General features: G+C 70.8%; 19 protein-coding genes and 1 tRNA gene. 9 read left to right on the top strand and 11 right to left on the bottom strand.

Annotated elements, in window-relative coordinates; genetic code table 11:
• Nucleotides 1-56: 56 nt before the first annotated feature.
• On the bottom strand, nt 57-3,362 hold the full coding sequence (gene ileS, locus M4D54_RS11040) for an isoleucine--tRNA ligase (protein ID WP_259891443.1): 3,306 nt from the start codon (nt 3,360-3,362) through the stop codon (nt 57-59).
• Between the two features lie 460 nt (nt 3,363-3,822).
• Here ileS and M4D54_RS11035 point away from each other — a divergent pair, with 460 nt between their 5' ends.
• Entirely contained in the window at nt 3,823-4,095 is a 273-nt protein-coding gene (locus tag M4D54_RS11035; protein ID WP_193865429.1) for a 2Fe-2S iron-sulfur cluster binding domain-containing protein, read from the top strand.
• Nucleotides 4,096-4,106: 11 nt separating this feature from the next.
• Here the strand turns inward: M4D54_RS11035 and M4D54_RS11030 are convergent, their stop codons facing one another.
• The 5 genes from M4D54_RS11030 to M4D54_RS11010 all read right to left on the bottom strand — a co-directional run bounded on the left by M4D54_RS11030 (nt 4,107) and on the right by M4D54_RS11010 (nt 8,479).
• Nucleotides 4,107-4,340, bottom strand: a complete 234-nt coding sequence (locus tag M4D54_RS11030; protein ID WP_259891440.1) for a hypothetical protein — start codon at nt 4,338-4,340, stop codon at nt 4,107-4,109.
• Nucleotides 4,341-4,467: 127 nt separating this feature from the next.
• Nucleotides 4,468-6,408: an ABC transporter ATP-binding protein gene (locus M4D54_RS11025; RefSeq protein ID WP_259891439.1), complete on the bottom strand. Its 1,941-nt coding sequence runs from the start codon at nt 6,406-6,408 to the stop codon at nt 4,468-4,470.
• 56 nt (nt 6,409-6,464) lie between these two features.
• The gene (locus tag M4D54_RS11020) at nt 6,465-7,232 is read right to left on the bottom strand and encodes an SDR family oxidoreductase (RefSeq protein ID WP_259891436.1); all 768 of its coding nucleotides are present in this window, start codon (nt 7,230-7,232) and stop codon (nt 6,465-6,467) included.
• Nucleotides 7,233-7,260: 28 nt separating this feature from the next.
• Nucleotides 7,261-7,665, bottom strand: coding sequence for a VOC family protein (locus tag M4D54_RS11015; RefSeq protein WP_259791060.1), 405 nt, complete (start codon nt 7,663-7,665; stop codon nt 7,261-7,263).
• A gap of 19 nt (nt 7,666-7,684) precedes the next feature.
• Entirely contained in the window at nt 7,685-8,479 is a 795-nt protein-coding gene (locus M4D54_RS11010; RefSeq protein WP_259891433.1) for an AraC family transcriptional regulator, read from the bottom strand.
• An 82-nt stretch (nt 8,480-8,561) separates the two neighbouring features.
• Here M4D54_RS11010 and M4D54_RS11005 point away from each other — a divergent pair, with 82 nt between their 5' ends.
• From M4D54_RS11005 to M4D54_RS10985, 5 genes are read left to right on the top strand one after another with little or no spacing between them, the layout of a single operon-like run.
• Nucleotides 8,562-9,356 (top strand): ABC-2 family transporter protein, encoded by a 795-nt coding sequence (locus M4D54_RS11005; RefSeq protein ID WP_259891431.1) that lies wholly within the window; start codon nt 8,562-8,564, stop codon nt 9,354-9,356.
• The gene (locus M4D54_RS11000) at nt 9,349-10,200 is read left to right on the top strand and encodes an ABC transporter permease (protein ID WP_259791066.1); all 852 of its coding nucleotides are present in this window, start codon (nt 9,349-9,351) and stop codon (nt 10,198-10,200) included. Before M4D54_RS11005 ends, M4D54_RS11000 begins: the two co-directional genes overlap by 8 nt.
• Complete coding sequence (locus M4D54_RS10995; protein WP_259891429.1) at nt 10,197-11,267, top strand: ATP-binding cassette domain-containing protein; 1,071 nt, start codon at nt 10,197-10,199, stop codon at nt 11,265-11,267. Before M4D54_RS11000 ends, M4D54_RS10995 begins: the two co-directional genes overlap by 4 nt.
• 41 nt (nt 11,268-11,308) lie before the next feature.
• The gene (locus tag M4D54_RS10990) at nt 11,309-12,580 is read left to right on the top strand and encodes a hypothetical protein (protein WP_259891428.1); all 1,272 of its coding nucleotides are present in this window, start codon (nt 11,309-11,311) and stop codon (nt 12,578-12,580) included.
• Nucleotides 12,581-12,633: 53 nt separating this feature from the next.
• Entirely contained in the window at nt 12,634-13,692 is a 1,059-nt protein-coding gene (locus M4D54_RS10985) for a biotin/lipoate A/B protein ligase family protein (protein WP_259891427.1), read from the top strand.
• Between the two features lie 114 nt (nt 13,693-13,806).
• Here M4D54_RS10985 and M4D54_RS10980 read toward each other — a convergent pair whose 3' ends face one another.
• Nucleotides 13,807-14,607, bottom strand: coding sequence for a metallophosphoesterase (locus M4D54_RS10980; protein ID WP_259891426.1), 801 nt, complete (start codon nt 14,605-14,607; stop codon nt 13,807-13,809).
• Nucleotides 14,608-14,699: 92 nt separating this feature from the next.
• Here M4D54_RS10980 and valS point away from each other — a divergent pair, with 92 nt between their 5' ends.
• Entirely contained in the window at nt 14,700-17,402 is a 2,703-nt protein-coding gene (valS, locus tag M4D54_RS10975) for a valine--tRNA ligase (RefSeq protein WP_259891425.1), read from the top strand.
• Between the two features lie 3 nt (nt 17,403-17,405).
• Complete coding sequence (locus M4D54_RS10970; RefSeq protein ID WP_193865440.1) at nt 17,406-17,891, top strand: hypothetical protein; 486 nt, start codon at nt 17,406-17,408, stop codon at nt 17,889-17,891.
• A gap of 79 nt (nt 17,892-17,970) precedes the next feature.
• Here M4D54_RS10970 and M4D54_RS10965 read toward each other — a convergent pair whose 3' ends face one another.
• The 4 genes from M4D54_RS10965 to M4D54_RS10950 all read right to left on the bottom strand — a co-directional run bounded on the left by M4D54_RS10965 (nt 17,971) and on the right by M4D54_RS10950 (nt 22,797).
• Nucleotides 17,971-19,263 (bottom strand): hypothetical protein, encoded by a 1,293-nt coding sequence (locus tag M4D54_RS10965; RefSeq protein ID WP_259891424.1) that lies wholly within the window; start codon nt 19,261-19,263, stop codon nt 17,971-17,973.
• Nucleotides 19,264-19,503: 240 nt separating this feature from the next.
• Entirely contained in the window at nt 19,504-21,291 is a 1,788-nt protein-coding gene (gene selB / locus M4D54_RS10960; protein WP_259891445.1) for a selenocysteine-specific translation elongation factor, read from the bottom strand.
• The gene (selA, locus tag M4D54_RS10955) at nt 21,291-22,673 is read right to left on the bottom strand and encodes an L-seryl-tRNA(Sec) selenium transferase (protein ID WP_259891421.1); all 1,383 of its coding nucleotides are present in this window, start codon (nt 22,671-22,673) and stop codon (nt 21,291-21,293) included. Before selA ends, selB begins: the two co-directional genes overlap by 1 nt.
• Nucleotides 22,674-22,702: 29 nt before the next feature.
• A tRNA-Sec gene (locus tag M4D54_RS10950) sits at nt 22,703-22,797 on the bottom strand.
• A 204-nt stretch (nt 22,798-23,001) separates the two neighbouring features.
• On the opposite strand from M4D54_RS10950, the gene selD reads away from it, so the two are divergent.
• Nucleotides 23,002-23,988 carry a selenide, water dikinase SelD gene (gene selD, locus M4D54_RS10945; protein WP_259891419.1) on the top strand — a complete coding sequence of 329 codons (987 nt, stop codon included), beginning with the start codon at nt 23,002-23,004 and terminating at the stop codon, nt 23,986-23,988.
• Nucleotides 23,989-24,022 lie beyond the last annotated feature (34 nt).

Here is a 24,022-nt window from a genome sequence, read left to right as displayed (position 1 = left end):
CCGCGGCCGCGCGGGGGGGTCCCCCCCCCCCCCCCCCCCGTCGTGGATGGAACTGATCAGGCCTTCGCGACCGACACCGTCACCGACCCTCCGGCGACCTTCTCGGCCGCCGCGTGCGCGCCCTCGGCAGGAGCAGCGGGCACCTGGACGTCCACGGCCAGCACCTCGCCGGCGACCAGCTCCTGATGGGCGGCCACGGCCTCGACCACGGCCTGATCGCCGTCCACGGTGAGGCGGATGCGGTCCGAGACGTCGAAGCCGGCGTCGCGGCGGGCCGCCTGGATGGCGCGCACCACGTCGCGGGCCGTGCCTTCGGCCTCCAGCTCCGGGGTGACCCGGGTGTCCAGCACCAGGAAGTCACCGCCGCGCAGCACGCCCACGGCCCGGCCCTCCAGCGCTGCGGACTCCCCCGCCACCAGGTCCAGCGTGTACTCGCCATCGACAAGTTCCAGGCCGCCGGCGGTGACGGTGCCGTCGCCTGCCACGGACCAGTCGCCGGACTTGGCACCCTTGATGACCTGCTGCACCTGCTTGCCCAGGCGGGGTCCTGCGGCGCGGGCGTTCACGCTCAGGCGCTGCTCCACGCCCATGCCCTGGGCCTCCTCACTGGCGACGTCCAGCAGGCGCACTGCCTTGACGTTCAGCTCATCGCGCAGGATGCCGGCGAAGGGCTCCAGAGCGGCCGGCTCGGCGTGCACCACGGTCAGCTCCGCCAGCGGCAGGCGGGCCCGCAGGCCCTCCTTCTTCCGCAGGGCGTTGCCGGCGCTGGCCACGGCGCGCACGTCGTCCATGAAGGCGATCAGTGCATCCGCCTTCTCCCCGGCGGGGAACAGCGAGTCGTCGGGCCAGTCGGTCAGGTGCACGGAGCGGCCGCCGGTGAGCTGCTGCCAGATCTCCTCGGTGACCATGGGCAGCAGCGGCGCCGCCACCCGGCACAGCGTCTCCAGGCAGGTGGAGAGCACGTCGATCGCGGTCTCGTCGCCCTCCCAGAAACGGTCGCGGGAGCGGCGCACGTACCAGTTGGTGAGCATGTCCAGGTAGGACTGGATGGACGCGGCGGCATCGGCGATCGCCAGCTCGCTCATCTGCTCGCGCACCTCGCGCACCAGGCGCCCGGTGCGGGCCAGCAGGTAGCGGTCCATGACGTCGTCGGACTCGTAGCGAGCCTGGCCGCGATACCCGGTGGGGCGGCCGGTTGCATCCTTGGCACCGGCGGCGTTGGCGTACATGCCCAGGAAGTACCAGACGTTCCACAGCGGCAGCACCGTCTGCCGCACGGCGTCGCGGATCTGCGGCTCGGCCACCACCAGGTTGCCCCCGCGCAGGATCGGCGAGCTCATCAGGTACCAGCGCATGGCATCGGCGCCGTACTTCTCGAACATCTCCCGCACATCGGGGTAGTTGCGGCGCGACTTCGACATCTTCTCGCCGTCGTCGCCCAGCACGATGCCGTGGCAGATCACGCTGGAGAACGCGGGCCGGTCGAACAGGGACGTGGCCAGCACGTGCATCACGTAGAACCAGCCGCGGGTCTGCCCGATGTACTCCACGATGAAGTCGGCCGGGTTGTGGGACTCGAACCAGTCGGTGTTCTCAAAGGGGTAGTGCACCTGCGCGAACGGCATGGACCCGGAGTCGAACCACACGTCGAACACGTCGGTGACACGGCGCATCGCGGAGCGTCCGGTGGGGTCATCGGGGTTGGGGTGGGTGAGCTCGTCGATGTAGGGGCGGTGCAGGTTCACCTCACCGTTCTCGTCCACCGGGAGTCGCCCGAAAGCCTCCTCCAGCTCCGCGAGCGACCCGTACACCTCGATGCGCGGGTGGTTCGGATCATCGCTCTTCCACACCGGGATCGGGGAGCCCCAGTAGCGGTTGCGGGAGATCGCCCAGTCGCGCGAGCCCTCCAGCCACTTGCCGAACTGGCCGTGCTTGACGTTGCCGGGCACCCAGGTGATCTGCTCGTTCAGGCGCAGCAGGTCCTCGTGCATGTCGGCGACCTTGATGAACCAGGAGCCCACGGCCTTGTAGATCAGGGGGTTCCGGCAGCGCCAGCAGTGCGGGTAGGAGTGCTCATAGCTGGCCTCGCGCAGCAGGCGGCCATCGGCCTTGAGCGTGCGGATGATGGGCCGGTTGGCCTCGAACACCTGCACCCCGGCGATGGCATCCAGGGCCGTGCCGCGGAACAGGTCGAGGAACTGGGCGCCCTCGTCGACCGAGACGATCACCGGGATCCCGTAGGAGGCGTTGACCTTCTGGTCCTCCTCACCGTAGGCGGTGGCCTGGTGGACCACGCCGGTGCCGTCCTCGGTGGAGACGTAGTCCGCCACGGTCACGATCCAGGCGTTCTCGGTGCCCCAGCGCTCACGGTCCTCGGAGTACACGTCCCACAGCGGCTGGTAGGTCACGTACTCGAGCTCCGCACCGGCGAAGCTGCGCTCCTCGACCGCGGCCTGGGCGGCCTCGGCGTCGGCGTAGCCCAGCAGGCTCGCATGCGCGGCCAGCAGTTCGGCGGCCAGCAGATAGCGGGCCTCACCGGCGGCGGCGCCGTCGGCCGCGCCCTCGGGGCCGGCCGGGACCACCACGTAGGTGACCTCGGGACCGACGGCCAGGGAGAAGTTGGTGGGCAGGGTCCACGGGGTGGTGGTCCAGGCAATCGCCCGCACGCCCTCGATGCCCAGCTGGGCGGCCTTGTCCCCGGTGAAGGGGAAGGTGACGGTGACCGAGGGGTCCTGCCGCATCTGGTAGACGTCGTCGTCCATGCGCAGCTCGTGGGAGCTGAGCGGGGTCTGGTCCTTCCAGCAGTACGGCAGCACTGAGTAGCCCTCGTAGGCGCGGTCGCGGTCGTACAGGGTCTTGAACGCCCACAGCACGGACTCCATGAAGGAGGCATCCAGGGTCTTGTAATCGTTCTCGAAGTCCACCCAGCGGGCCTGCCGCTCGACGTACTCCTCCCAGTCCTTGGTGTACTTCAGCACCGAGGCCTCGGCGGCGGCGTTGAACTGGCCAACCCCCATCTGCTCGATCTCGTGCTTCTCGGTCATGCCGAGCTCTCGCATGGCCTCCAGCTCCGCGGGCAGACCGTGGGTGTCCCAGCCGAAGCGGCGGTCCACCTTCTGGCCGCACATGGTGCGGAAGCGCGGCACCACGTCCTTGACGAAGCCAGTCAGCAGGTGCCCGTAGTGCGGCAGGCCGTTGGCGAAGGGCGGGCCGTCGTAGAACACGTACTCGTCGGCGCCGTCGCGCTGGGCGATGGAGGTGCGGAAGGTGTCGTCCTGACGCCAGAACGCGAGGATGCGCTCCTCGAGCTCGGGCAGGTTCGGGGAGAGGACGAGGGCGGCTCCGGTGACCGGGTAGACCATGGGGGACCTTCCAGAGGGTGGCGGACTGCGGCTGTGCTGCCCGAGGACGCCGCCGCTGCCCCTGCGGGCGCGGCCTGCGCGGTACCACCTCGGTTGACCCTCTCGCCAGCGGGCCGGCGCGGGGGATCCCCTTGTTCCTCAGCTGTGACGGGCTGGTCCCGGCGGGTTCTACTGGGCCGACTCCCCCGCTGCGACTCGGCGCCGAGGTGGGGGTGGCGGCTGTTCTTCCCGCGGCTCACCGGTGATGGCCGGGTCGATGCCGATGCGATCAGTGTAGCCAGGCACCGGCGGTGCGCGTAAGCGGGTGATCAGTGCTGGAGCGTGGCGTCGGCCTCATCCGTGTAACGGCGCTCACGCGGCTGAACGGGTCCTGTCACGTCACCGGGTGGCCGTGACATCCTGGGTGGTGCATCGGGCCCGAACCGTCGGTCCGCGCCATTGATCCACCCGAGGAGCGAGCATGTCCCTGTTCGGAGAACCGTTCACCGCCAAGTGCTTGAAGTCCGGCATCACGGTCGAGGTCGCGGAGGGCCAATCGCTGCTGCAGGCCCTGCTGGACGCGGGCATCTCCATGGACTACTCCTGCGAGGGCGGCGTGTGCGGCACCTGCATGGTCCCACTGGTCAGCGGCGAGGTGGAGCACCTGGACGAGTTCCTCATGGACGACGAGAAGGACTCCAACATGATCACCTGCGTCTCGCGCGGGGAGGGCGAGATCGAGATCGACGTCTGAGAACCGGTTCCTCAGAGCCGGGGACCGGCCACCGTCCAGCTGAGCACCACCAGGCCGAGCGCGCCGACGGCGGCGGCGATCATCAGCGGGATCGGCAGTGAGGGCCCGGCGATCAGCACGGCCAGCAGCAGCAGGGCCGCGATGCTGAGCATCACGGCGAACAGCACCGGACGGCCCACGGCAGGCTTCCGCGGGAAGCGGTGGGGGGAGGCGGTGCCTCGATCATGATCGGTGGTCGTGGTCATGCCCGCTCCTCCCATGAGAGTCCATCGCGGCGGGATCCCGCCGGGCGTTGACTCCATGGTTCCGCGGATCACGGCGCGCTGCATCCCGCCATGGGTGTACTCGACCCTGACTTTGGTATGAGATCGGTCAGGGTTCGCCCCGGACGGCACCCTCGATGGTCATGTCCTCCTCCAGGGCCTGCTCCTCACGCCGGGTGCGGTCCTCGCGCTGCTCCTCCAGCTCCCGCTCGGCGCGCTCCTCGGGCTCGGCCCCTTCCCCGTGCTCGCCCTCGCGCGCGTCCTGGGCGGCCAGAGCCGCGAAGGCACCTCCGGCCGCGATGAGCTCCTCGTAGGTGCCGCGCTCGACGATGTCGCCCTTGTTCAGCACCACGATCTGGTCGGCGTGGCGCACGGTGGAGAGGCGGTGGGCGATCGAGACGGTGGTGCGGCCGCGCGCCACGGCATCCAGCGCGCCGCTCATGGCCCGCTCGGTGGCCACGTCCAGGGCGGATGTGGCCTCGTCCAGCAGCAGTACCGGGGGGTCCCGCAGGATGGTGCGGGCCAGCGCCAGGCGCTGCTTCTCCCCACCGGAGAAGCGGTAGCCGCGCTCGCCCACCACGGTGCCGTAGCCTTCGGGCAGGGCCGCGATGTGGTCGTGGATCTGGGCGATCCGGCAGGCGGCGATCAGGTCCTCGTCGGTCGCGTCGGGCCGGGCGAACCGCAGGTTGTCCGCGATGGTGGCGTGCAGCAGGTACGTCTCCTGGGTGACCACGCCCAGGCACGCGGCCAGGGACTCCATGGCCACCTCGCGCAGGTCGTGCCCGTCCAGGGTGATGCGCCCGCCGGTGGGGTCGTAGAGCCGGGCCATCAGATAGCCGGTGGAGGTCTTCCCGGAGCCGGTGGCACCCACCAGGGCGGTGTGCCTGCCCGCCGGGACCACCAGGTCGATGCCGTGCAGGGTGGGCTCGTCGGCGCCGGGGTAGGTGAAGTCCACGTCCTCGAAGCGGATCTCGCCGCGCACCTGCTCGGGGTCCAGCGCGCGGGCGCCGGGGGCGTCGTCGATGGTGATCGGGGCATCCAGGTACTCGAACACCCGGGTGAACAGGGCCAGCGAGCTGTTGACCTGGGTGGCCACCCGCAGCAGCCCGTTCACCTGGGGGAACAGACCGGTCTGCAGGGAGATGAAGGCGACCAGGGTGCCGATGGTGACCCCGGTCCCGCCCACGCCGCCGAGGGTGCCGGGCTCATCGGCGGTGAACAGAAGGTACCCGCCCAGCAGGTAGGTGAGCGCGGGGAAGATCGCCATCAGCGTGCTGAACACGGCCATGTGCCAGCGGCCGGCCATCTCGGAGCGGATCTCGAGGTCCGCCAGGCCCCGGGAGTCCACGGCGAAGCTCTCGGTCAGGGCGCGGGTGCGGCCCATGGTGGTGCCCAACAGGATCCCGGAGACGGACAGCGACTCCTGGATCCCGGCGGAGAGGTCTGCGGCCTTCTCCTGGCGGGCCTTGACGATCTCGCGGCGCCGACGGCCCACGCGACGGTTCATCCACACCGCGAACGGCATGGAGATCAAGGAGAACAGCGTCAGCCGCCAGTCCAGGGCCACCATCGCCACCAGGGCCATCACGATGCCTGCGGCGCTGGAGACGATCTGGGTCATCACGTTGGTGACCACGGCCTGCATGGACCCGATGTCGGAGAAGATGCGGGACTGGATCTCACCGGTGCGGGTGCGGGTGAAGAAGCCGAGCCCCATCCGCTGCAGGTGCCCGTACACGGCGACCCGCAGGTCGTGCATGACGGCCTGGCCCACGCGGGTGGACAGCATCGACTGGGTGACCCCGAGGGCGCTGGAGACCACGGTGACGGCGATCAGTCCGCCGACGCACCAGGCCAGCAGGTCCATGCGCTGCTCGGGCAGGGCCACGTCCACGATCTCGCGCACCAGGAACGGGGAGATCACCCCGGCGGCGGCGCCCACGGCGATCAGCAGCAGCACTGCAGCGATGGTGCCGCGGTACGGGGTGAACAGCCGCATCACGCGGCGGGTGTCGGGCTTCTGGCCGGGCGGCAGGGTGATCTCGGGCATCCCGTGGTGCCCTCTCCCGCCGCCTCCGCGGCCGCCCCCGCCGGGGCCTTCGGCCATCACACGCCCTTCCCGCGGGCCACCGCGTGGGCGGCGGCCTGCGCGAGGGGGCGCACCGTGACGAGATCCAGGTTCACGTGGTGCGGGGCGTTCAGGGCGTAGGAGATGACGTCGGCGCAGTCCTCGGCGGTCAGCGGCTTCTGAACGCCCTCGTACACCTTGTCGGCAGCGGCCTGGTCGCCCAGGCGGGTGAGGGAGAACTCCTCGGTGTGCACCATGCCGGGGGCGATCTCGATGACCCGCACCTTCTCCCCGTTCAGCTCCAGGCGCAGGGCGCGGGCCAACATGTGCTCACCCGCCTTGGCGGCGTTGTACCCGGAGCCGCCCGGGTAGGCCTCGTGCGCGGCGACGGAGGTGACGAACAGGACGTCGCCGCGGCCGCTCTCCCGCAGGGCGGGCAGCAGGGCGCGGGTGACCCGCAGGGCCCCGAGCACGTTCATGTCGTACATGCCCTGCCACTTGGACAGGTCCGCCTCAGCGACCGGCTCCACCCCCAGGGCGCCGCCGGCCACGTGCACCACGGCATTGAGGGTCTCGCCGAACAGCTCCCGCGAACGCTCGGCCAGGCGGGCCACGGAGTCGTCGTCGGTGACGTCGACGCTCAGCACCTCACAGCCGGTCTGCTCCGCGAGCTGGGCGAGCTTCTCCTCGCGGCGGGCGACGGCCAGGACCCGCCAGCCGTCGGCGACGAGACGTACGGCGGTGGCACGGCCGATGCCGGAGGAGGCTCCGGTGACGACGGCGGTGAGGGGCGCAGCATCGGTCATGTGCCCAGCCTACGCGGGGGGCGCGCCCTCACTCCCCGGGGTAGGAGTCGATGTTCCAGTAGTTCCCGTCGTGGTCGAGGATCCCGGCGGTGCGGCCGCCATGCGGAGGCTCGCTGGGTTCGGCGGCCACGCGTCCACCGGCCTCGACGCCCCGGCGCAGGACCTCGTCGACCTGCTCGTCGGAGGGGACGACCAGGTTGCACACGGATGCGCCGGGCCGGAACCAGGGAGCGGTCTCCTCCTCGTCGCCGCGGACGGACCCGAGCATGAGCCCGCCGTGGTCCCGCCACTGGAACTGGGCGTGGTGCACGATCGTCGGGTCCTCGGGGTCGCGGAACACCAGCTTCTCGGTGAAGCCCAGTGCGGTGAGGAAGGCGATCGTGCGATCGGCGTCGGTGGAGCGGAGGCAGTGGTACAGCTGTGGTGTGGTCATGTGACCAGCATGCGCGCGGTCAGGGCACCTCGTCTTGGACGACGGGGAAGTCGTCGAGCATCTGGCTCGGCGTGACCCCGGCCAGCGCTCTCCATTCACGGTTCAGGTGGGGCTGATCGGCATACCCCACCCGGGCAGCGACTTCGGCGGCCTGCCACCCGGTCTTCAGCAGCTGCTGCGCCGCGTCGAACCGCGCCAGGCGCCGGGCCTGCGTGGGAGTCACGCCGAACTCGTGGCGGAACGTGGTGAGCAGCTGCCTGCGCGAGAGGCCCACCTCCCCCGCCACGTCCTTCACCCTGATCGCACCGGGGTGTGTTCCCAGGAGGTGCCAGGCTCGAGCGAGCTCGGGACGGATGCTGGCCCCTGCTGGATCGATGCGACGCAGCAGGTGCTCGTCCACCAGGCGGAACCGGTCGCGCCAGGGAATGTCCTGGAGTCGGCGCTGCAGGTCGGCCGGGATGCGGGAGTCGTCGTCGCCGTCCACGAGAACCTGAGCGAAGGCACCGGCCGGGGCCCCGAACAGGGCGCGCACCCCCAGGGGCGTCACCGACAGCTGGATCCCGTGCTGATGCCCGTGGGTGCGGATCAGGGACGGCCGGGTGTGCAGACCGGCCAGAAGCGTGTCGTATCGCGCCCGCTGCGCACCGTCGAGCCAGGAGCAGTCCAGGGGCTCGTCGAACGCGATGATCACGGTGATGTCCGTGGAGGGCAGCCCGTGGTGGGCGGCCTCCGGTGCGAGGCGGTAGTCGTACCCCACGCAGGAGCGAACGTACGGTGCCAGTGCCCCCGGGACACGATGCACGTAGGACGGCATGGACACACGCTAGCGGGCCACCTGCAGCTCTTCCACGGCCTGGCCCTTGTTCGCAGGTCACCACGGGACTAGGCTCGCGCGAGTGCTCGCATACCGGAGGATCGCCGCCGCATCCTTCCGGCAGTACTCCACGTACCGCATGGCCACGGCCGCCGGCGTGTTCACCAACACCATCTTCGGGTTCATCCGCGCCTCCATCATGCTGGCCGCGATCGGCACCGCCGGCGGGGAGCTCAGCGGCTACGACGCCCTGCAGGCCGCCACCTACGTGTGGCTGGGTCAGGCTCTGCTGGCCCCGATCGAGGTGTTCGGCACCCGCGAGCTCGCCCTGCGGATCCGGCAGGGCGACGTGGCGATCGACCTGCTGCGACCCGTGGACCTGCTGGGGCAGCTCTATGCCGCGAAGCTGGGCCGCTCGGCCTACCTGCTGCTGGCCCGCGGGGTCCCGCCGATGCTGATCGGGGCCGTCGTCACCGGGATCGCGCTGCCCCCCGATCCGCTGTCCTATCTGCTGGGGGCGGTCGCGGTGATGCTGGCGATCACGGTGGCGTTCCTGGCCGATGCGATGGTGAACCTGGCGGCGTTCTGGCTGGTGGAGAACCGGGGCCTGATCACGGTGTACACAGCAGTGATGAACCTGCTCTCGGGCTTCCTGATCCCGATCGTGTGGTTCCCGGACTGGCTGCTGGCCACCGCCCGCGCCACCCCGTTCCCCTCCATGGTCCAGACCCCGATCGACGCGCTGTCCGGGCGGGTAGCGCCGCTCGACGCACTGCCGCTGATCGGGGTGCAGGTGGTATGGGTCGTGGTGCTCGGCGGTGCGTCGGTGCTGATGCTGCGCGCCGGGGTGCGCTCACTGGAGGTGCAGGGTGGCTGAGACCTCGAGATCCCGGCCCTCCGAGCCGCGGGCGCACCGGCCCGTGTCCACCGCCCGCATGGTGCGCACCCTGTACGGGTCGCGCATCCGCTCCCAGGCCAGCTACCGCGCCAGCTTCGTCTCCGACCTGCTGGGGCAGGCCCTGATGGTGGGCGTGGAGTTCCTGGAGCTGTGGGTGATCCTGGCCAACGTGGGCACCCTGGGCGGGATGACACTGCCGCAGGTCGCGGTGGTGTACGGCCTGGGCTCCCTGGCCTTCGGGATCGCTGATCTGCTGCTGGGGGAGATCGACGGGCTCTCCACGTACATCAAGTCCGGGAAGCTGGAGACCCTGATGATCCGGCCCGTGCCGATGCTGCTGCAGATCTCCAGCCTGGACCTGTCCCTGCGGCGCATCGGGCGGATCCTGGTGGGCCTGGGCATGTACGTGGTGGCCCTCGGGATCGCCGGCTTCACCCCCACGGCAACCACCCTCGCGCTGGCGGTGATCGCCCCGCTGGCGAGCGCCGCGATCTTCGGCGCACTGCTGACGATGGCCGGTGCCATGCAGTTCTGGCTGATCGACGGCCGTGAGTTCGCCAACGCCTTCACCTACGGCGGCAACTACGTGGCCACCACCCCCGGTGCGGTGTTCGCCCTGCCCATGCGGGCCTTCTTCACCTTCGTGATCCCGGCGACCCTGGTGGCCTACGCCCCCACCCTCGTGCTGCTGGACCTGCCCGGGCCGATGCTGCTGCCGCAGTGGACCGGCTGGATGGGCGTGCCGGCGGCGATCCTCACCTGGGCCCTCGCCGCGCTGCTGTGGCGCGCGGGGATCCGCACGTACACAGGAGCAGGCGGATGAACGAGCACACCGACCCCGCGCAGCCGGGCGGGCCCTATCAGCCGAGCGCGCCCGATCAGCCGGCCGAGCCCGCCCCGTCGACGTCAGGTCCCGCCGTCGAGCTCTCGGCGCTGCGGCGCGACTACGTGGTGCGCGCCAAGGCCGACGGCTCCCGCCTGCGCCGCAGGCGCGTGGTGCGGGCGGTGGACGACATCACCCTCACCGTCGAGCGCGGTGAGGCAGTGGGCTTCGTGGGTGCCAACGGGGCCGGGAAGTCCACCACCATCAAGATGATGACCGGGATCCTGCAGCCCACCTCCGGGCAGGTGCGGGTGCTGGGCAGGCAGCCGGTGCCCGAGCGCCGGCTGCTGGCCCGCGAGATCGGGGTGGTGTTCGGGCAGCGCTCCCAGCTGTGGTGGGACCTGCCGCTGAGAGACTCCTACCGGATCCTGGCCGCCATGCATCGCCTCACCGACGCCGCCCGGGACGCCCGTCTGGAGCGCCTGGCCGAGGGGCTGGACCTGACTGCGTTCCTGGACCAGCCGGTGCGGCAGCTGTCCCTGGGTCAGCGGATGCGCGGCGAGGTCGCGGCCGCGCTGCTGCACTCCCCTGCGCTGGTGATCCTGGACGAGCCCACCATCGGCCTGGACATGGTCTCCAAGGAGGGACTGCGGCGATTCCTCCGCGAGGATCGGACAGAGCGCGGCACCACCCTGTTCCTCACCACCCACGACATGAGCGACGTGGAGCGCCTGTGCGAACGGATCGTGGTGGTGAACTCCGGCACCATCGCCTACGACGGGGCCCTGGCGGGGTTCCGCCAGAGCCTCGGGGCTCCCCGTGAACTGGTGGTCGATCTCGCCCAGCCGCGGCAGGTGCTGGAGCTGCCGGCCGGTGCCGAGCCGGCGGCCGTGGAGGCGGAGGGGATCCGCCACCGGATCCGCTTCCAGGGTGCGCGGCTGACCGTGCCCGCCCTGCTGTCGGCGATCGGCGCGCAGGCCGAGGTGCGGGACCTGTCCCTGGCCGAGCCCGCGATCGAGGATCTGGTGCGACAGATCTATGCCCGGGGCCCCGGTTCCGTAGAGTGAGCAGGTGGCGCTGTTGCGCCCGCCGAGAGAAGGAGCACGCCGTGGCACGTTCGTCCTTGTCCACCGGACGCATGATCTCCTACGCGTTCGACATGTCCCAGCGCGCCGTGGCCGGCGGATCCGGCACCGGTGAGATCACCAAGCGCACCAAGCGCGAGGAGCTGGTGCGGCACATGCTCGAGTACGTGCTGCGCGATCCGAAGGCCCGCTCCGCGTTCGGCGAGGTCATCCTGCGGTCCGAGGACGAGCTGAGCGCCTTCCGCACCTCCTCCCGCACCGGCAGTGAGCAGTTCGACCTGGAGGCATCGGTCGATGCCGATCCGGCTGCCCGCATCGCCATCGACATCACGGTGGACGGGCCCGTCGATGACGCTCAGGTGGGCGATGCCCTGGCGGCCCTGCCCACGCCGGAGAGCCGCCTGGTGCTGCTGATGCCCAAGCACCGCAAGAGCAGCCTCGAGGTGACCGACGAGCGCCTGATCCGCACCACCTGGGCGACGTTCACGAAGCGACTGGTCAAGAAGGACCCCAAGCGCGCGGAGTTCTGGCGGCTCATCGGTGAGCTCAGCGAGGACGCCCCCTCCACCTCGGTGTTCCGGGCCGGCTCCCCCCGCCGCCTGCTGGACCAGGACCTGGTCGCGGAGTTCCGCTCCCACCTGGACACCCTGCGCCTGGCCGCCGATGAGCTGTACGGGCGGCCAGTGCGGTTCAGCACCTCACGGCGCGGGCCCGGCGCCTGGCTGCAGGTCGGAGCCAGCGGCACCGGTCTGGGCCTCGAGTTCGACGCCGTCGAGGAGGGCTCGCCCGTGTGGCTGGTGGGCACGCGACCGCACCGCACCTTCGCCCTGAACATCGGGTCCCTGACCGACGACGAGACCCGCGACCGCGCCGAGCGCAGGCTGCGGGCGATCAGCTCCGGCGAGCGCTGGCGCAACGACGCGGCCTACGTGCCGAACCTGCCGGAGTTCATCGGCGAGCCCGCCTCGGTGGGCTTCGAGGAGGTGCGGGCCCTGCTGTGGGACGTGTTCGATCCCGATCTGCTGGCCGCCGCCGGGTTCCCCCTGGTGGCCCGCCGCCAGCCGGACCTGGAGGCGGACATGCTCGGCGTCCGGGTGTGCCGCGAGGGCGATCCCCGTGCGGGGACGTTCCTGGTGTCCGTGGGCGGTTCCAAGAACTGGAAGACCCTGCTGCCGCGGGTGACCCGCGAGTTCGACGGCCGTACCTACGTCATCCAGGCCGCCAAGGGCGACACCCCCGAGGACCTGGTCAGCGCGGTCCATGCGGCGCTGCTGTCCCTGGCCACCAAGCCCTGAACCAGCCTCGGGCCTCACCATACGAACGACGACCACGAGAAGGAGAGCCGCACATGCGCGGAGAGTTCAAGGTGCGCGGAGGCAAGCTGGTCTCCGTCGATGTCGAGGCCAACGACGAGAAGATCAGCACCGTCCACGTGTTCGGCGACTTCTTCCTGGAGCCCGATGAGGCCCTGGAGGACATCGGCGACGCGCTGACCGGCATGCCCGTCGAGGCCACTCCGGCCGAGCTGGCTGCTGCGATCACAGCGCGCCTCGACGCCCGCCCGGAGCCGGTGCAGATGATCGGCTTCGACGCCGAGGCGGTGGCGATCGCCGTGCGGCGGGCGCTCGGTCACGCGAGCAGCTGGGACGAGCTCACGTTCGAGGTGTTCGAGCCGGTGGTGATGGAGCCGGTGCTGCACGTGGCGCTCGACGAGGTGCTGCCGCTGGAGATGGTGGCCGGCCGCCGCGGCCCGATGTTCCGCATCTGGGACTGGGACTCCCCCCTGGTGGTGATCGGCTCCTACCAGTCGCTGCGCAACGAGATCGACGCCGAGGGCGCGGAGCGGCACCGCATCGGGGTGGTGCGGCGCATCACCGGCGGTGGCGCGATGTTCATGGAGCCCGGCAACTGCCTCACCTACTCCCTGGTGGTGCCCACCTCCCTGGTGGAGGGCCTCAGCTTCGAGCAGGCCTACGCCTACCTCGACGACTGGGTGATGGGCGCGCTCGCGGAGATCGGGGTCAACGCCCGGTACGTGCCGCTGAACGACATCGCCTCCGAGCAGGGCAAGATCGGCGGGGCCGCCCAGCGGCGCTTCGCCGGCGGTGTGCTGCTGCACCACGTGACCATGGCCTACGACATCGACGCCGACAAGATGGGTGAGGTGCTTCGGATCGGCCGGGAGAAGCTCTCGGACAAGGGCACCCGCAGCGCCAACAAGCGGGTGGACCCGATGCGGTCGCAGACGGGCCTTGCCCGCGAGCAGATCATCGATGGGTTCCTGCAGTACTTCCGCGGCCGCTACGACACCCGTCCCGCCACCTACACCGAGGAGGAGCTGGGCCGCGCACGCGAGCTGGTGGAGACCAAGTTCGGCACCGAGGAGTGGACCGCGCGGGTGCCGTGAGCACCTTCCTCATCACGTGTGCATCACCTGCGATGCACACATGCGCACCACTGTCGACCTCCCGCCCGGTAGCAGCCGTCCCCGCGTCATCACGGCAGACGATGTCGCGACCGCTCATTCCACCGTCAGCCCCAGCTGGGCATGCAGCCCCCGGTACACCCCGGTGCGCAGCTCGATCGCGTAGGGCTCCCAGTCAGGCATGTCCAGCTCCCGGGCCAGTGCGATCTCGGCCTCGATGTCATAGGGGACCCGCACGAACTGGATCCCGAAGGGGGCATCGGCGGCGTCGAGCCGTCCCTCCAGGATCACGTAGGACGCAGCGGTGTCGCCGTCCAGGGAGTTGCCCACGCTGCCGGTGTTCAACAGGGTGCGGCCCGAGCGGACCTCCAGATAGGCATCGTGGATGTCGCCGTACACCACCACTGTCGGCGAGAAGCCGCCGACTTCGCCGGGGCCCGACCCCAGCACCTCCCGGTCCCGGGTGAAGGGGGTGCTGGCGAACATGCCCGCGAACTCCTCGTCCGAGTGGTCGTGGCGCACCCGGGTGAACTCGTCGACCGCCGAGGCGTGCAGCAGCCGCACACCGCGCCCGCTCAGCTCGAGGTCGATCACTGCGGGCAGGGCGCCCAGCCATTCCTTGTCGGCCTCGGTCAGCTCACTGCGCCACCAGTGTAGAGCCGGGTTGCGGGGCGGATCCTCGGCGGTGAGGTAGCCCTCCCAGTTGCCGCGCACCGTCGCCGCGCAGTGCTGGCGGGTGAGGGCCACGGCGTGGGAGCCCCGCGGCCCCTTGCCCGCCACGTCCCCCAGGTTCACCACCACATCGATGCCGCGATCGGTGATATCGGCGAGCACCGCGTCGTAGGCGGTCACGTTCCCATGGACGTCGGAGACGACAGCGATGCGATCCGGAGCCATGTCTCCAGGCTACGGGCCCCTGCTGCCCGGCGTGATGGCACCGACACCGGCCCGTCGTGCACCTGCGCGCTCATCCTGGAACAATGGCGGCCATGACCGAAACCTCTGCGCGCCCGGACGCCGGCACGACCGCCGGCACCGCCCCCGGATCCCCCCTCGGATCCGCTGTCCCCGATCGCCCCTCCCTGGAGGGCCTGGAGGCGAAGTGGGACGGCGTATGGAGCAAGCGCAAGGACTACGCCTTCGACCGGGACACCACGCGAGAGCAGGTGTTCAGCGTGGACACCCCGCCGCCCACGGCCTCGGGCTCGCTGCACATCGGCCACGTGTTCGGCTACTCCCAGGCCGACATGATCGTGCGCTACCAGCGCATGCGCGGCAAGAACTGCTTCTACCCGCTGGGCTGGGACGACAACGGCCTGCCCACCGAGCGCCGAGTGCAGAACTACTACGGGGTGCGCTGTGACCCCTCCCTGCCGTACGACCCGGACTTCACTCCCCCGCAGGAGGGCGGCGACAACAAGTCCGCGAAGGCCGCCAACCAGCTGCCGATCTCACGTCGCAACTTCATCGAGCTGTGCGAGAAGCTCACCGAGATCGACGAGAAGTCCTTCGAGGAGGTGTTCCGCACCCTGGGCCTCTCGGTGGACTGGGACTACTCGTACCAGACCATCGACTCCCGCTCCCGCGCGGTGAGCCAGCGGGCGTTCCTGGAGAACCTGCAGGCCGGCCAGGCCTACCAGGCGGAGGCCCCCACCATGTGGGACGTCACCTACCGCACTGCCGTGGCGCAGGCCGAGCAGGAGGACCGCGACCGCGAGGGCGCCTACCACCGCATCGGCTTTTCCCGCACCGGCGATTCCGGGGAGACGGTGTTCATCGAGACCACCCGCCCCGAGCTGCTGCCGGCGTGCGTGTCCCTGGTGGCCCACCCGGACGACGAGCGCTACCAGCACCTGTTCGGCACCACCGTCACCTCTCCCCTGTTCGGGGTGGAGCTGCCGGTGAACCCCCACCCCCTGGCGCAGGCCGACAAGGGCGCGGGCATCGCCATGATCTGCACCTTCGGCGACTCCACTGACGTGATCTGGTGGCGCGAGCTGGACCTGCCCACCCGCTCGGTGATCGGCCGCGACGGTCGCTTCGTGGCCGACGCTCCCTGGATCACCTCCCGGGAGGGCATCGCCCGCTACGCCGAGCTGGCGGGGCTGACCGTGTTCAGCGCCCAGAAGCGCGTGGTGGAGATGCTCACCGAGACCGGTGACCTGGTGGGGGAGCCGAAGAAGATCAGCCACCCGGTGAAGTTCTACGAGAACGGTGACAAGCCGCTGGAGTACGTGACCAGTCGCCAGTGGTACCTGGCCAACGGTGGCCGCGACCAGTCGCAGGACGGCCTGCGCTCGCGCCTGATCGAGCGGGGCCGCGAGCTGGCCTGGCACCCGGGTCACATGGAGTCCCGCTACCGCAACTGGGTGGAGGGCCTGACCGGTGACTGGCTGATCTCCCGCCAGCGCTTCTTCGGGGTGCCCTTCCCGATCTGGTACGCGGTCGATGCGAACGGCGAGACGGACTACGAGCGTGTGCTCACTCCCCCGGTCGAGTCCCTGCCGATCGACCCCACCATCGACGTGCCGAGCGGCTTCGAGGAGTCTCAGCGCGATCAGCCGGGCGGGTTCACCGCGGACCCCGACATCCTCGACACCTGGGCCACCAGCTCCCTGACCCCGCAGCTCGCCGGCGGCTGGGGCCACGACGAGGACCTGTTCGCCAAGGTCTACCCGATGGACCTTCGCCCCCAGGGGCACGACATCATCCGCACCTGGCTGTTCTCCACCATCGTGCGCTCCCACCTGCAGCAGGACTCCCTGCCGTGGAAGCACGCCTCGATCAACGGCTGGATCCTGGACCCGGACCGCAAGAAGATGTCGAAGTCCCAGGGCAACGTGGTCACCCCGATCGGCCTGCTGCAGCAGCACGGCTCCGACGGCGTGCGCTACTGGGCCGGCAGTGCCCGTCAGGGCGTGGACACCGCCTTCGACGAGGGGCAGATGAAGATCGGCCGCCGCCTGGCGATCAAGATCCTCAACGCCTCCAAGTTCGCGCTCGGCTTCGGCCCGGCCCCCGCCGATCCGGCCGGGCGCCTGGCGGCGGACCCGTCGGCCGTGACCGAGCCGCTGGACCGCGCCTTGCTGGCGCGGCTGGCCGAGGTGGTCGAGCAGGCCACGGTGGCGTTCGACGACATGGACTACGCGCGCAGCCTGAACGTGGTCGAGCCGTTCTTCTGGATGTTCTGCGACGACTACATCGAGCTGGTGAAGGAGCGTGCGCACGGCCAGGCCGGGGAGCAGGCCGCGGCCTCGGCCCGAGCGGCTCTGGCGATCACGCTGGAGGTGCTGCTGCGCCTGTTCGCCCCGGTGATCGTGTTCGCCACCGAGGAGGTGTGGTCCTGGTGGCGCGAGGGCAGCGTGCACACGCAGCCCTGGCCGGAAGCCGCGCCGCTGCGTGAGGCCTCAGCCGGTCAGGACGCCGCGCTGCTGGATGCGCTCTCCCAGGCCGTGATCGCGGTGCGGCGCATCAAGTCCGATGCGAAGGTGTCCCAGAAGACCCCGATCCTGCGGGTCACCCTGGTGGCGCCCGGGGCATCGGCCTCGCACCTGGAGGCGGCCCGCTCGGACCTGGTGGCCCTGGGTCGCATCGAGGACCTCACCGTGAGCGGCGGCGACGTCGACTCGGTGACCGCCGAGCACGCCGAGCTCGGTGAACCCCCGGTCAAGCAGCCGCGCGCCAAGGGCTGACCTATGCCTGCGCGGACCGTCCGTTCCAGCAACAGCACGATCCTGATGTGGATCGGAGCGATCATCATGCTGTTCGGCGCGTTCACCGGGCTGTACGGCCTGGCGCCCCTGACGCGCGGCTCGATCGTGGCTGGGCTGATCTTCGTGCTCATCGGCGCGCTCATCGCCTTGGTCGGGGTGGCGATAGCGATGGTCGGATGGCGCACCAGCGCTCGAGTCGACGGCCAGGGAGTCTCCTGGTCCTCCGGGCTGGGATCCCGCACCAGCGTGCCCTGGCAGCAGATTGCGCGGGTCGTCGTGCCCGGCGCCGCCGACCCCGGCTCTGCTGTCGCGCTGCAGCTGCGGGACGGCAGGATCGTTCCGGTCACGCCGTTGCGGAAGATGCAGTCCGCCGATGAGAGCACCGGGCTGTCGCCGTGGTATCTGAGGGCCGGTGCAGCGCTGCAGGAGGCCCACCAGCAGTGGCTGTCGCAGCCCCACCGGCACTGACTAGATCAGAGCACGGAAGCACCGGGCAGCGATCAGGGGATCAGCCGGAGCGCGGCTGACCCCCGCTGCGCGCTCCTGCTCACCAGAAGGGGCTGTACTTCGAGGTGGCGTCGCCGAGGTCACCGATGAAGGCTCCGCCATCGCGGAGGGCGTCATCGAGGTTGTAGTCACCCGGCGTGAACGAATCCACGATCGCATTCGGGTTCATGCCGATGCTGGTGGAGCCACCCAGCCCGAGCACCTTCGCCGCATGACCGCCGATGGAGAAGGACACCTCATCCGTGGAGACGGTGTAGCCCGAGCTCAGGCCGGCACCCGCACCGGCCTTCTCGCTGATCGAGGTGGAGCCGGTGAACCAACCACCGGGAGAGGTGAGTTCGTACTTCTGCGTGACCTGCGCACCTGAGAAGGCACCGACGTCGAACCCGGAGGTCCATCCGTTGACGTTGCCGTCGGCGTTGCGGGTGGCGTGGGAGTGAGCATTGGCGTGGGCGTCCGCGCCCACCCATCCGCTGGTCGTCATCGCGGCGGATGCTCCGGAGTCGTGGGTGATCCCCACGTTCTGCTCTGCATAGAGGCCGGATCCTGCGCGGGCACCACCACTGAACCCGTCCGGCCCTATGGTGCCTCCGCCTTCACCGTAGGCCTCCATCCCGATGCGGTGCGTGGAGTCCATCCCGAAGCCGAAGGGAAGATCGTAGTCAGTGGTGATGCCCAGCTCACCACTGCCCCGAGCGCCGAAGGTGCCCGTGGTGTTGCCGAAGTCGTCCGTGGTCACGTTGGTGCCGGCGCTGTAGTTCAAGCCACCGTACGGGTCGATCGAGATGCCGTCGCGGGAGAAGCCAGGACCGTCCCAGATCGTGGGGTTCCACTCGAACTGGGTTCCCACCGGGCGGTCCTCACCGAACATCTGGCCGCGCGACCCGTAGCCGGGGCCACCGTAGAACTCCTGCTCGCCCGACCCGCCGCCGCGGAACAGATCCCCCAGGGCGTCCCTGAGGTTGTCCAGCACGTGCGGCCCGATCGGCAGACCGGGACTGGTGGGCAGAGGCAGGATGTCCCGGAGGATGTCGCCGACGACGTCGATGAGACCGGCCAGATCGGTGGGCCCGGAGGCGCGGTCCTGCTCGGTGGCGTGCTGATCGAGCTCCACGCCCTTGGCGCGGATGTCCTCGGCCTTGGCGATCATGCCGGGCTTGACCGTGCCGTGCCACAGAGCACGCATGGCAACGGCATCGGGGCCGAACCACGGCACCGCGTCGATGGCAGCACTGATCATGCTTGTCATGTCGTGGATGCGCTGGGCGCCCAGCTCGCAGGCCTGTGCCTGCGAACGCATCTGCTCGGTGTCGCCCCCGTAGAACCCTGCCATGGTGAAGCCTCTCCCTGATCGCCTCGCTATGGGCACCACGGTACGTGGGCGAGCACCTCCAGCCCATGGGGAGTACTCCCCATGCGGAGTCCGACCAGGACGAAGCCCCGCAGTTCAGCATTCACACCGGGACGCCGCACCCGGGCGATGCCCGGTGCCGAGCACCGGCCTGCGTCGCTGTGCGCGCGAACGGCGTGCGAACCTACCAGCAGCACCGCGGGGTACCGGGGTGATGCTGGATCAGCGCACGATCTCCCGGTGGCCGGCGTCCACGCGGCGGGTCCAGCCACGTGCGTCCAGGTGCTCCAGCAGCGGGATCGCCACGCGGCGGGTGGTGCCGAGTGCCTGCCGGGCCTGGCTGGTGGTGAACGGCTGGGTCAGAGCGGCCAGCTCCCTCATCGCCAGGGCCGGAGCGGTGGGCAGCAGGACCACGCCGTCGGGCAGACGCAGCACACGCCCCAGCCGCTCCGCGGCCGCCAGCTCCCGCGGCCCCAGACGCAGCGCGGCGAGGTCCTCCGCCTCGGGTGCCTGGAACGGGGTGTCGCGCAGCCGCTGCTCGAGTGCTGCGATCCCGGACTCTGCAGCGCCCAGTCCTGCAGCGGATCCCGGGGCGCGCAGTCGACCGTCGACATGCTCGAGCCCGGCCGCGGCCACCACAGGTCCCAGCAGTGACTCGTCCGGCAGCGTCAGCAGGTCCAGCGCGGCCCGCGCGGGCAGTCCCGCTGCCAGCGGGTTCGCGCGCGCATGTGCCTCGGCAGCCGCGCTGAGCGCGTCGGTCCAGCGGGTGAGAGCGTCCGTGTCCGCGAGCCACTCCCCCACACGCCGGACGCCCGCGGGCAGGGGGTCCGGCACCGGGATGCCACGACGCCGCAGCACCCGCTCCGGGATCGCGCCTCGCCGCTGCACCTCGAGGAGGGCGTCCCCGGACAGCGGCATCTGCTGGAGCACAGCCGCACGACGGGCCCCGTCGCCGCGCCGGTCCAATGCGGGCGGGTCCACATCCAGCACATGCACGCCCGCGTACACCGCGTGGGAGCCGCTGCCGCGCAGCACCATCCGGTCCCCCGTCGTCAGCGGCAGCGGACGGTCCAGAGTGAGCCGGGCATGCTGCCGGCCGAGGGGCCGCCCGCGTGCGGCCACCGCTGCGGTCCCGACGTGCGCCGTCAGCTCCTCCGGGGCGTCGCCCAGGGCCTGCCCGGTCATGCCGCGCACGTCGACCAGGTCGGTGAGCTCCCAGGCGCCGGGCGTCAGCAGCGCGTCACCGCGCGAGACCTGCTCGTGGTCCACACCGCGCAGGTTCACCGCGGCTCTGCTGACGGGGCCGAGACTGTCGACCTGGCCCCCACGGCTCTGCAGGCCCCGGACGACGACCTGTGCGCGCGGCTCGGCGCCGTGCAGGTCCAGGCGCTGTCCCTTCGTGAGGGTGCCGGCGGCCAGGGTGCCGGTGACCACGGTGCCGGCACCGGAGATGGTGAAGGAGCGGTCCACCCACAGCCTCACGCGCTCCCCGACATCCGGTACGCGCGCGCGCTCCACCGCCTCGTCGAGGGCGGACCGCAGCTCGTCCACCCCCTGGCCGGTGACGGCGGAGACCGCGACCGCAGGCGCCTCGGCCAGCGGTGTCCCTGCGAACTCGGAGCGCACCTGGGCCGCCACCTCGTCGATCCTCTCGGGTGCCAGATCGGCGCGCGTGATCGCGATGATGCCCTGGTCGATGCCGAGGGCGGCGACGGCATCGCGGTGATCGTCGGACTGGGCCTGCCAGCCGGCATCGGCCGCGACCACGAAGCACACGATCGGGGCCGGACCCAGGCCGGCGAGCATGTTGCCCAGGAACCGCTCATGCCCGGGGACATCCACGAAGGAGACCTCGCGCCCCGAAGACAGGGTGGTCCAGGCGAAGCCGAGGTCGATGGTGAGACCACGGCGCTTCTCCTCCGCCCAGCGGTCCGGCTCGATGCCGGTGAGCGCGCGGATCAGGGTGGACTTGCCGTGATCGACGTGGCCGGCGGTGGCGATGACCTGCATCATTCCTGCTCTTCTCCGGTCGTCGGTTCTGCTCCGGCCCTCGGGTGCGCTCCGGGACCTGGCGCGCCTGCCAGGCGCTCACGAGCGGCGATCACTGCCTGGGTCAGCGTGTCGTCCTGGGCCTGGGGCACGCAGCGCAGGTCGAGCAGGCAGGCACCGTCCTTCACGGTCCCCACCACGGCAGGGTCTCCGCTGCGAAGCGCCGTTGCGATCTGCTCGTCCAGCTGGATCGCCCAGCCGGGCAGCGCCACTTCCGCCCCACCGCCGCCGCCCACGCGACCGTCGTGCTCGACGACGGGTGCGCCCAGGCGCGCCGCCACCTGCTCGGTGCGCACGCGAAGCTGAGCGGGATCGGTGCGCAGCGCCGCGAGCACCGGCGGCGTGGGACCGGTCAGGGTGGCCTCCACAGCGGCCAGGGCCAGCTTGTCCGCCCGGACGGCACGGGCCAGGGGGTGGCGGGCCAGGCGCGCGATGATCTCGCGCTTGCCCAGCAGGATCCCGGCCTGGGGGCCTCCCAGCAGCTTGTCGCCGCTGGAGATCACCAGGTCCGCCCCCTCCCGCAGAGCGGTGCCGGCGTCGGGCTCCTCAGGCAGGGCCTGCTCAGGCTGCAGCAGGCCGCTGCCGAGGTCCGCCACGAGCGGCACCCCGGCCTCCCAGCACACCGGTGCCAGCTGGGCGATCGGAACACTGCTGGTGAACCCGATGATGCGGTAGTTGCTGGTGTGGATGCTGAGCACGCACCCCGTGCTCGCACCGAGGGCGCCGGTGTAGTCGGCGAGGTGGGTGCGGTTGGTGGTGCCGACCTCGCGCAGCCGCGCACCGGTGGAGGCGATCAGATCCGGGAGGCGGAACCCGGCGCCGATCTCGATCATCTCGCCACGGCTGAGCACCACCTCACCGGTGGCGGCCAGAGCTGTGGTGGCCAGCACCAGGGCGGCCGCTCCGTTGTTGACGATCAGGGCGTCCTCGGCCTGCGGGCAGGCGGCGAGCAGGGCGGCGCGCGCACCAGCACCGCGTCGGGAACGAGCACCGGTGGCCAGGTCGAACTCGACATCGGTGTACCCGGCCGCATCGGACACCGCCCGGCGGGCCACCTCGGACAGGGGCGCTCGCCCCAGGTTCGTGTGGACGATGACACCGGTGGCGTTCAGCACGGGGCGCAGGGAGCCGGCGGGGCGCTCCCCGACGGCCGCCAGGATCTCCTCCAGCACCTGCTCGGGGGGGATGTCGCCTCGGCGCGCCCGATCCTGTGCAGCGCGGACGATGCCGCGCACCACACGCTCGCTCATGGCCTCCCCGGCGGCACGCACCTGCGGGTGCCCGAGAAGCTGGTCGGTGCGGGGAATGCGACGGCGCGGATCCTGTTCGTCCTCGGCGACCATCGGACCTCCTCGTCGGCGCGCGGGCATGCTGGCGGAGGCGGACGGGAATCGAACCCGCCAGACCGAGATGCTCGGTCTCACCGGTTTTGAAGACCGGGGCGCCCACCAGGACACGTACGCCTCCGAGAACCAAAATACCAGGTCGTGGCCGATGGTCAGGCGGAAAGGTCGAATCCCCGCCACTGCTCGCCGTCCCAGGCCGATACCCCGTCGGTGGCCGCGAGCGCGGACAGCACCGACCCGTCCGGTGCCGATCCTGACGACCCCTGCTGCTGACAGGGGGCGATCGACCCGTCCGACCTGATGACAGGCACTCTAGACTCGATCCATGACTGCTGACACGATCCGACTCACCACGATGGCCCACGGCGGAGGGTGCGCCTGCAAGATCCCGCCCGGTGAACTGGAGGATGCTGTCTCGGCCCTCGCCGGTCAGCAGTTCGACTCGGTGATCGTGGGGCTGGACGACGGGGACGACGCCGCCGCCGTGCGCGTCCAGGACGGTCTGGCGGTGCTGTCCACCGCGGACTTCTTCACCCCCGTGGTGGATGACCCCTTCGACTGGGGTCGCATCGCCGCCGCCAACGCTCTTTCGGACATCTACGCGATGGGCGGCACCCCCGTGGTGGCCATCAACCTGGTGGGCTGGCCCCGGGACGTGCTCCCCTTCGACCTGCTGCGCGAAGTGCTGCGCGGCGGCCTCGCGATCGCGAACCAGGCCGGTGTCCCCGTGATCGGAGGTCACTCCGTGGATGACCCCGAGCCCAAGTACGGCATGGCGATCACCGGCACGGCGCACCCCGATCGTCTGCTGCGCAACGACGCCGCGGAAGCAGGCCTGCCCCTGACGCTGACCAAGCCGATCGGCGTAGGCCTGCTGAACAACCGTCAGAAGGCCACCGGCGAGGTGTCGCAGGCCGCCGTGGACACCATGACCGCGCTCAACCGGGACGCCTCCGTCGCCGCCCTTGAGGCCGGAGCGAAGGCGGCCACCGACGTCACCGGCTTCGGCCTGCTGGGGCACCTGTACAAGATGGTGCGGGCCTCCGGGGTGGGAGCCGTGATCGACCGGGCCGCGGTGCCGCTGATCGACGGGGCGGCCGAGGCCCTCCGCGATGGCTACATCTCCGGCGGCACCCGTCGCAACCTCGACTGGGTGCGCGACCAGGTGCGCGCCGGGTCCGGCATCGCCGAGGAGGATCTGCTGCTGCTGGCCGATGCGCAGACCTCCGGCGGCCTGCTGGTGGTCGGCGAGGTGCCCGGCTACCCGGTGATCGGCGAGACCGTGGTCGGCTCCGGCATCGACGTGCGCTGAGGGCGCATCGCCCCGGCCGCGCGCAGGGCCGGCC

The sequence above is a fragment of the Brachybacterium sp. p3-SID1565 genome (genome assembly GCF_025143785.1).
Classification (GTDB): Bacteria; Actinomycetota; Actinomycetes; order Actinomycetales; family Dermabacteraceae; genus Brachybacterium; species Brachybacterium epidermidis.
The sequence above is the reverse complement of the archived record's forward strand: the minus strand, read 5'-3'. Positions and strand labels throughout refer to the sequence as shown.

What these genes read in the sequence shown, in the direction of transcription:
- M4D54_RS10980 (WP_259891426.1), bottom strand. Translation starts at nt 14,607, where the DNA reads ATGGCTCCGGATCGCATCGCTGTCGTCTCCGACGTCCATGGGAACGTG.
- M4D54_RS11015 (WP_259791060.1), bottom strand. Translation starts at nt 7,665, where the DNA reads ATGACCACACCACAGCTGTACCACTGCCTCCGCTCCACCGACGCCGAT.
- M4D54_RS10970 (WP_193865440.1), top strand. Translation starts at nt 17,406, where the DNA reads ATGCCTGCGCGGACCGTCCGTTCCAGCAACAGCACGATCCTGATGTGG.
- M4D54_RS10995 (WP_259891429.1), top strand. Translation starts at nt 10,197, where the DNA reads ATGAACGAGCACACCGACCCCGCGCAGCCGGGCGGGCCCTATCAGCCG.
- M4D54_RS10965 (WP_259891424.1), bottom strand. Translation starts at nt 19,263, where the DNA reads ATGGCAGGGTTCTACGGGGGCGACACCGAGCAGATGCGTTCGCAGGCA.
- selB (WP_259891445.1), bottom strand. Translation starts at nt 21,291, where the DNA reads ATGCAGGTCATCGCCACCGCCGGCCACGTCGATCACGGCAAGTCCACC.
- M4D54_RS10985 (WP_259891427.1), top strand. Translation starts at nt 12,634, where the DNA reads ATGCGCGGAGAGTTCAAGGTGCGCGGAGGCAAGCTGGTCTCCGTCGAT.
- valS (WP_259891425.1), top strand. Translation starts at nt 14,700, where the DNA reads ATGACCGAAACCTCTGCGCGCCCGGACGCCGGCACGACCGCCGGCACC.
- ileS (WP_259891443.1), bottom strand. Translation starts at nt 3,362, where the DNA reads ATGGTCTACCCGGTCACCGGAGCCGCCCTCGTCCTCTCCCCGAACCTG.
- selD (WP_259891419.1), top strand. Translation starts at nt 23,002, where the DNA reads ATGACTGCTGACACGATCCGACTCACCACGATGGCCCACGGCGGAGGG.
- M4D54_RS11010 (WP_259891433.1), bottom strand. Translation starts at nt 8,479, where the DNA reads ATGCCGTCCTACGTGCATCGTGTCCCGGGGGCACTGGCACCGTACGTT.
- M4D54_RS11035 (WP_193865429.1), top strand. Translation starts at nt 3,823, where the DNA reads ATGTCCCTGTTCGGAGAACCGTTCACCGCCAAGTGCTTGAAGTCCGGC.
- M4D54_RS11030 (WP_259891440.1), bottom strand. Translation starts at nt 4,340, where the DNA reads ATGACCACGACCACCGATCATGATCGAGGCACCGCCTCCCCCCACCGC.
- M4D54_RS11020 (WP_259891436.1), bottom strand. Translation starts at nt 7,232, where the DNA reads ATGACCGATGCTGCGCCCCTCACCGCCGTCGTCACCGGAGCCTCCTCC.
- M4D54_RS11025 (WP_259891439.1), bottom strand. Translation starts at nt 6,408, where the DNA reads ATGCCCGAGATCACCCTGCCGCCCGGCCAGAAGCCCGACACCCGCCGC.
- selA (WP_259891421.1), bottom strand. Translation starts at nt 22,673, where the DNA reads ATGGTCGCCGAGGACGAACAGGATCCGCGCCGTCGCATTCCCCGCACC.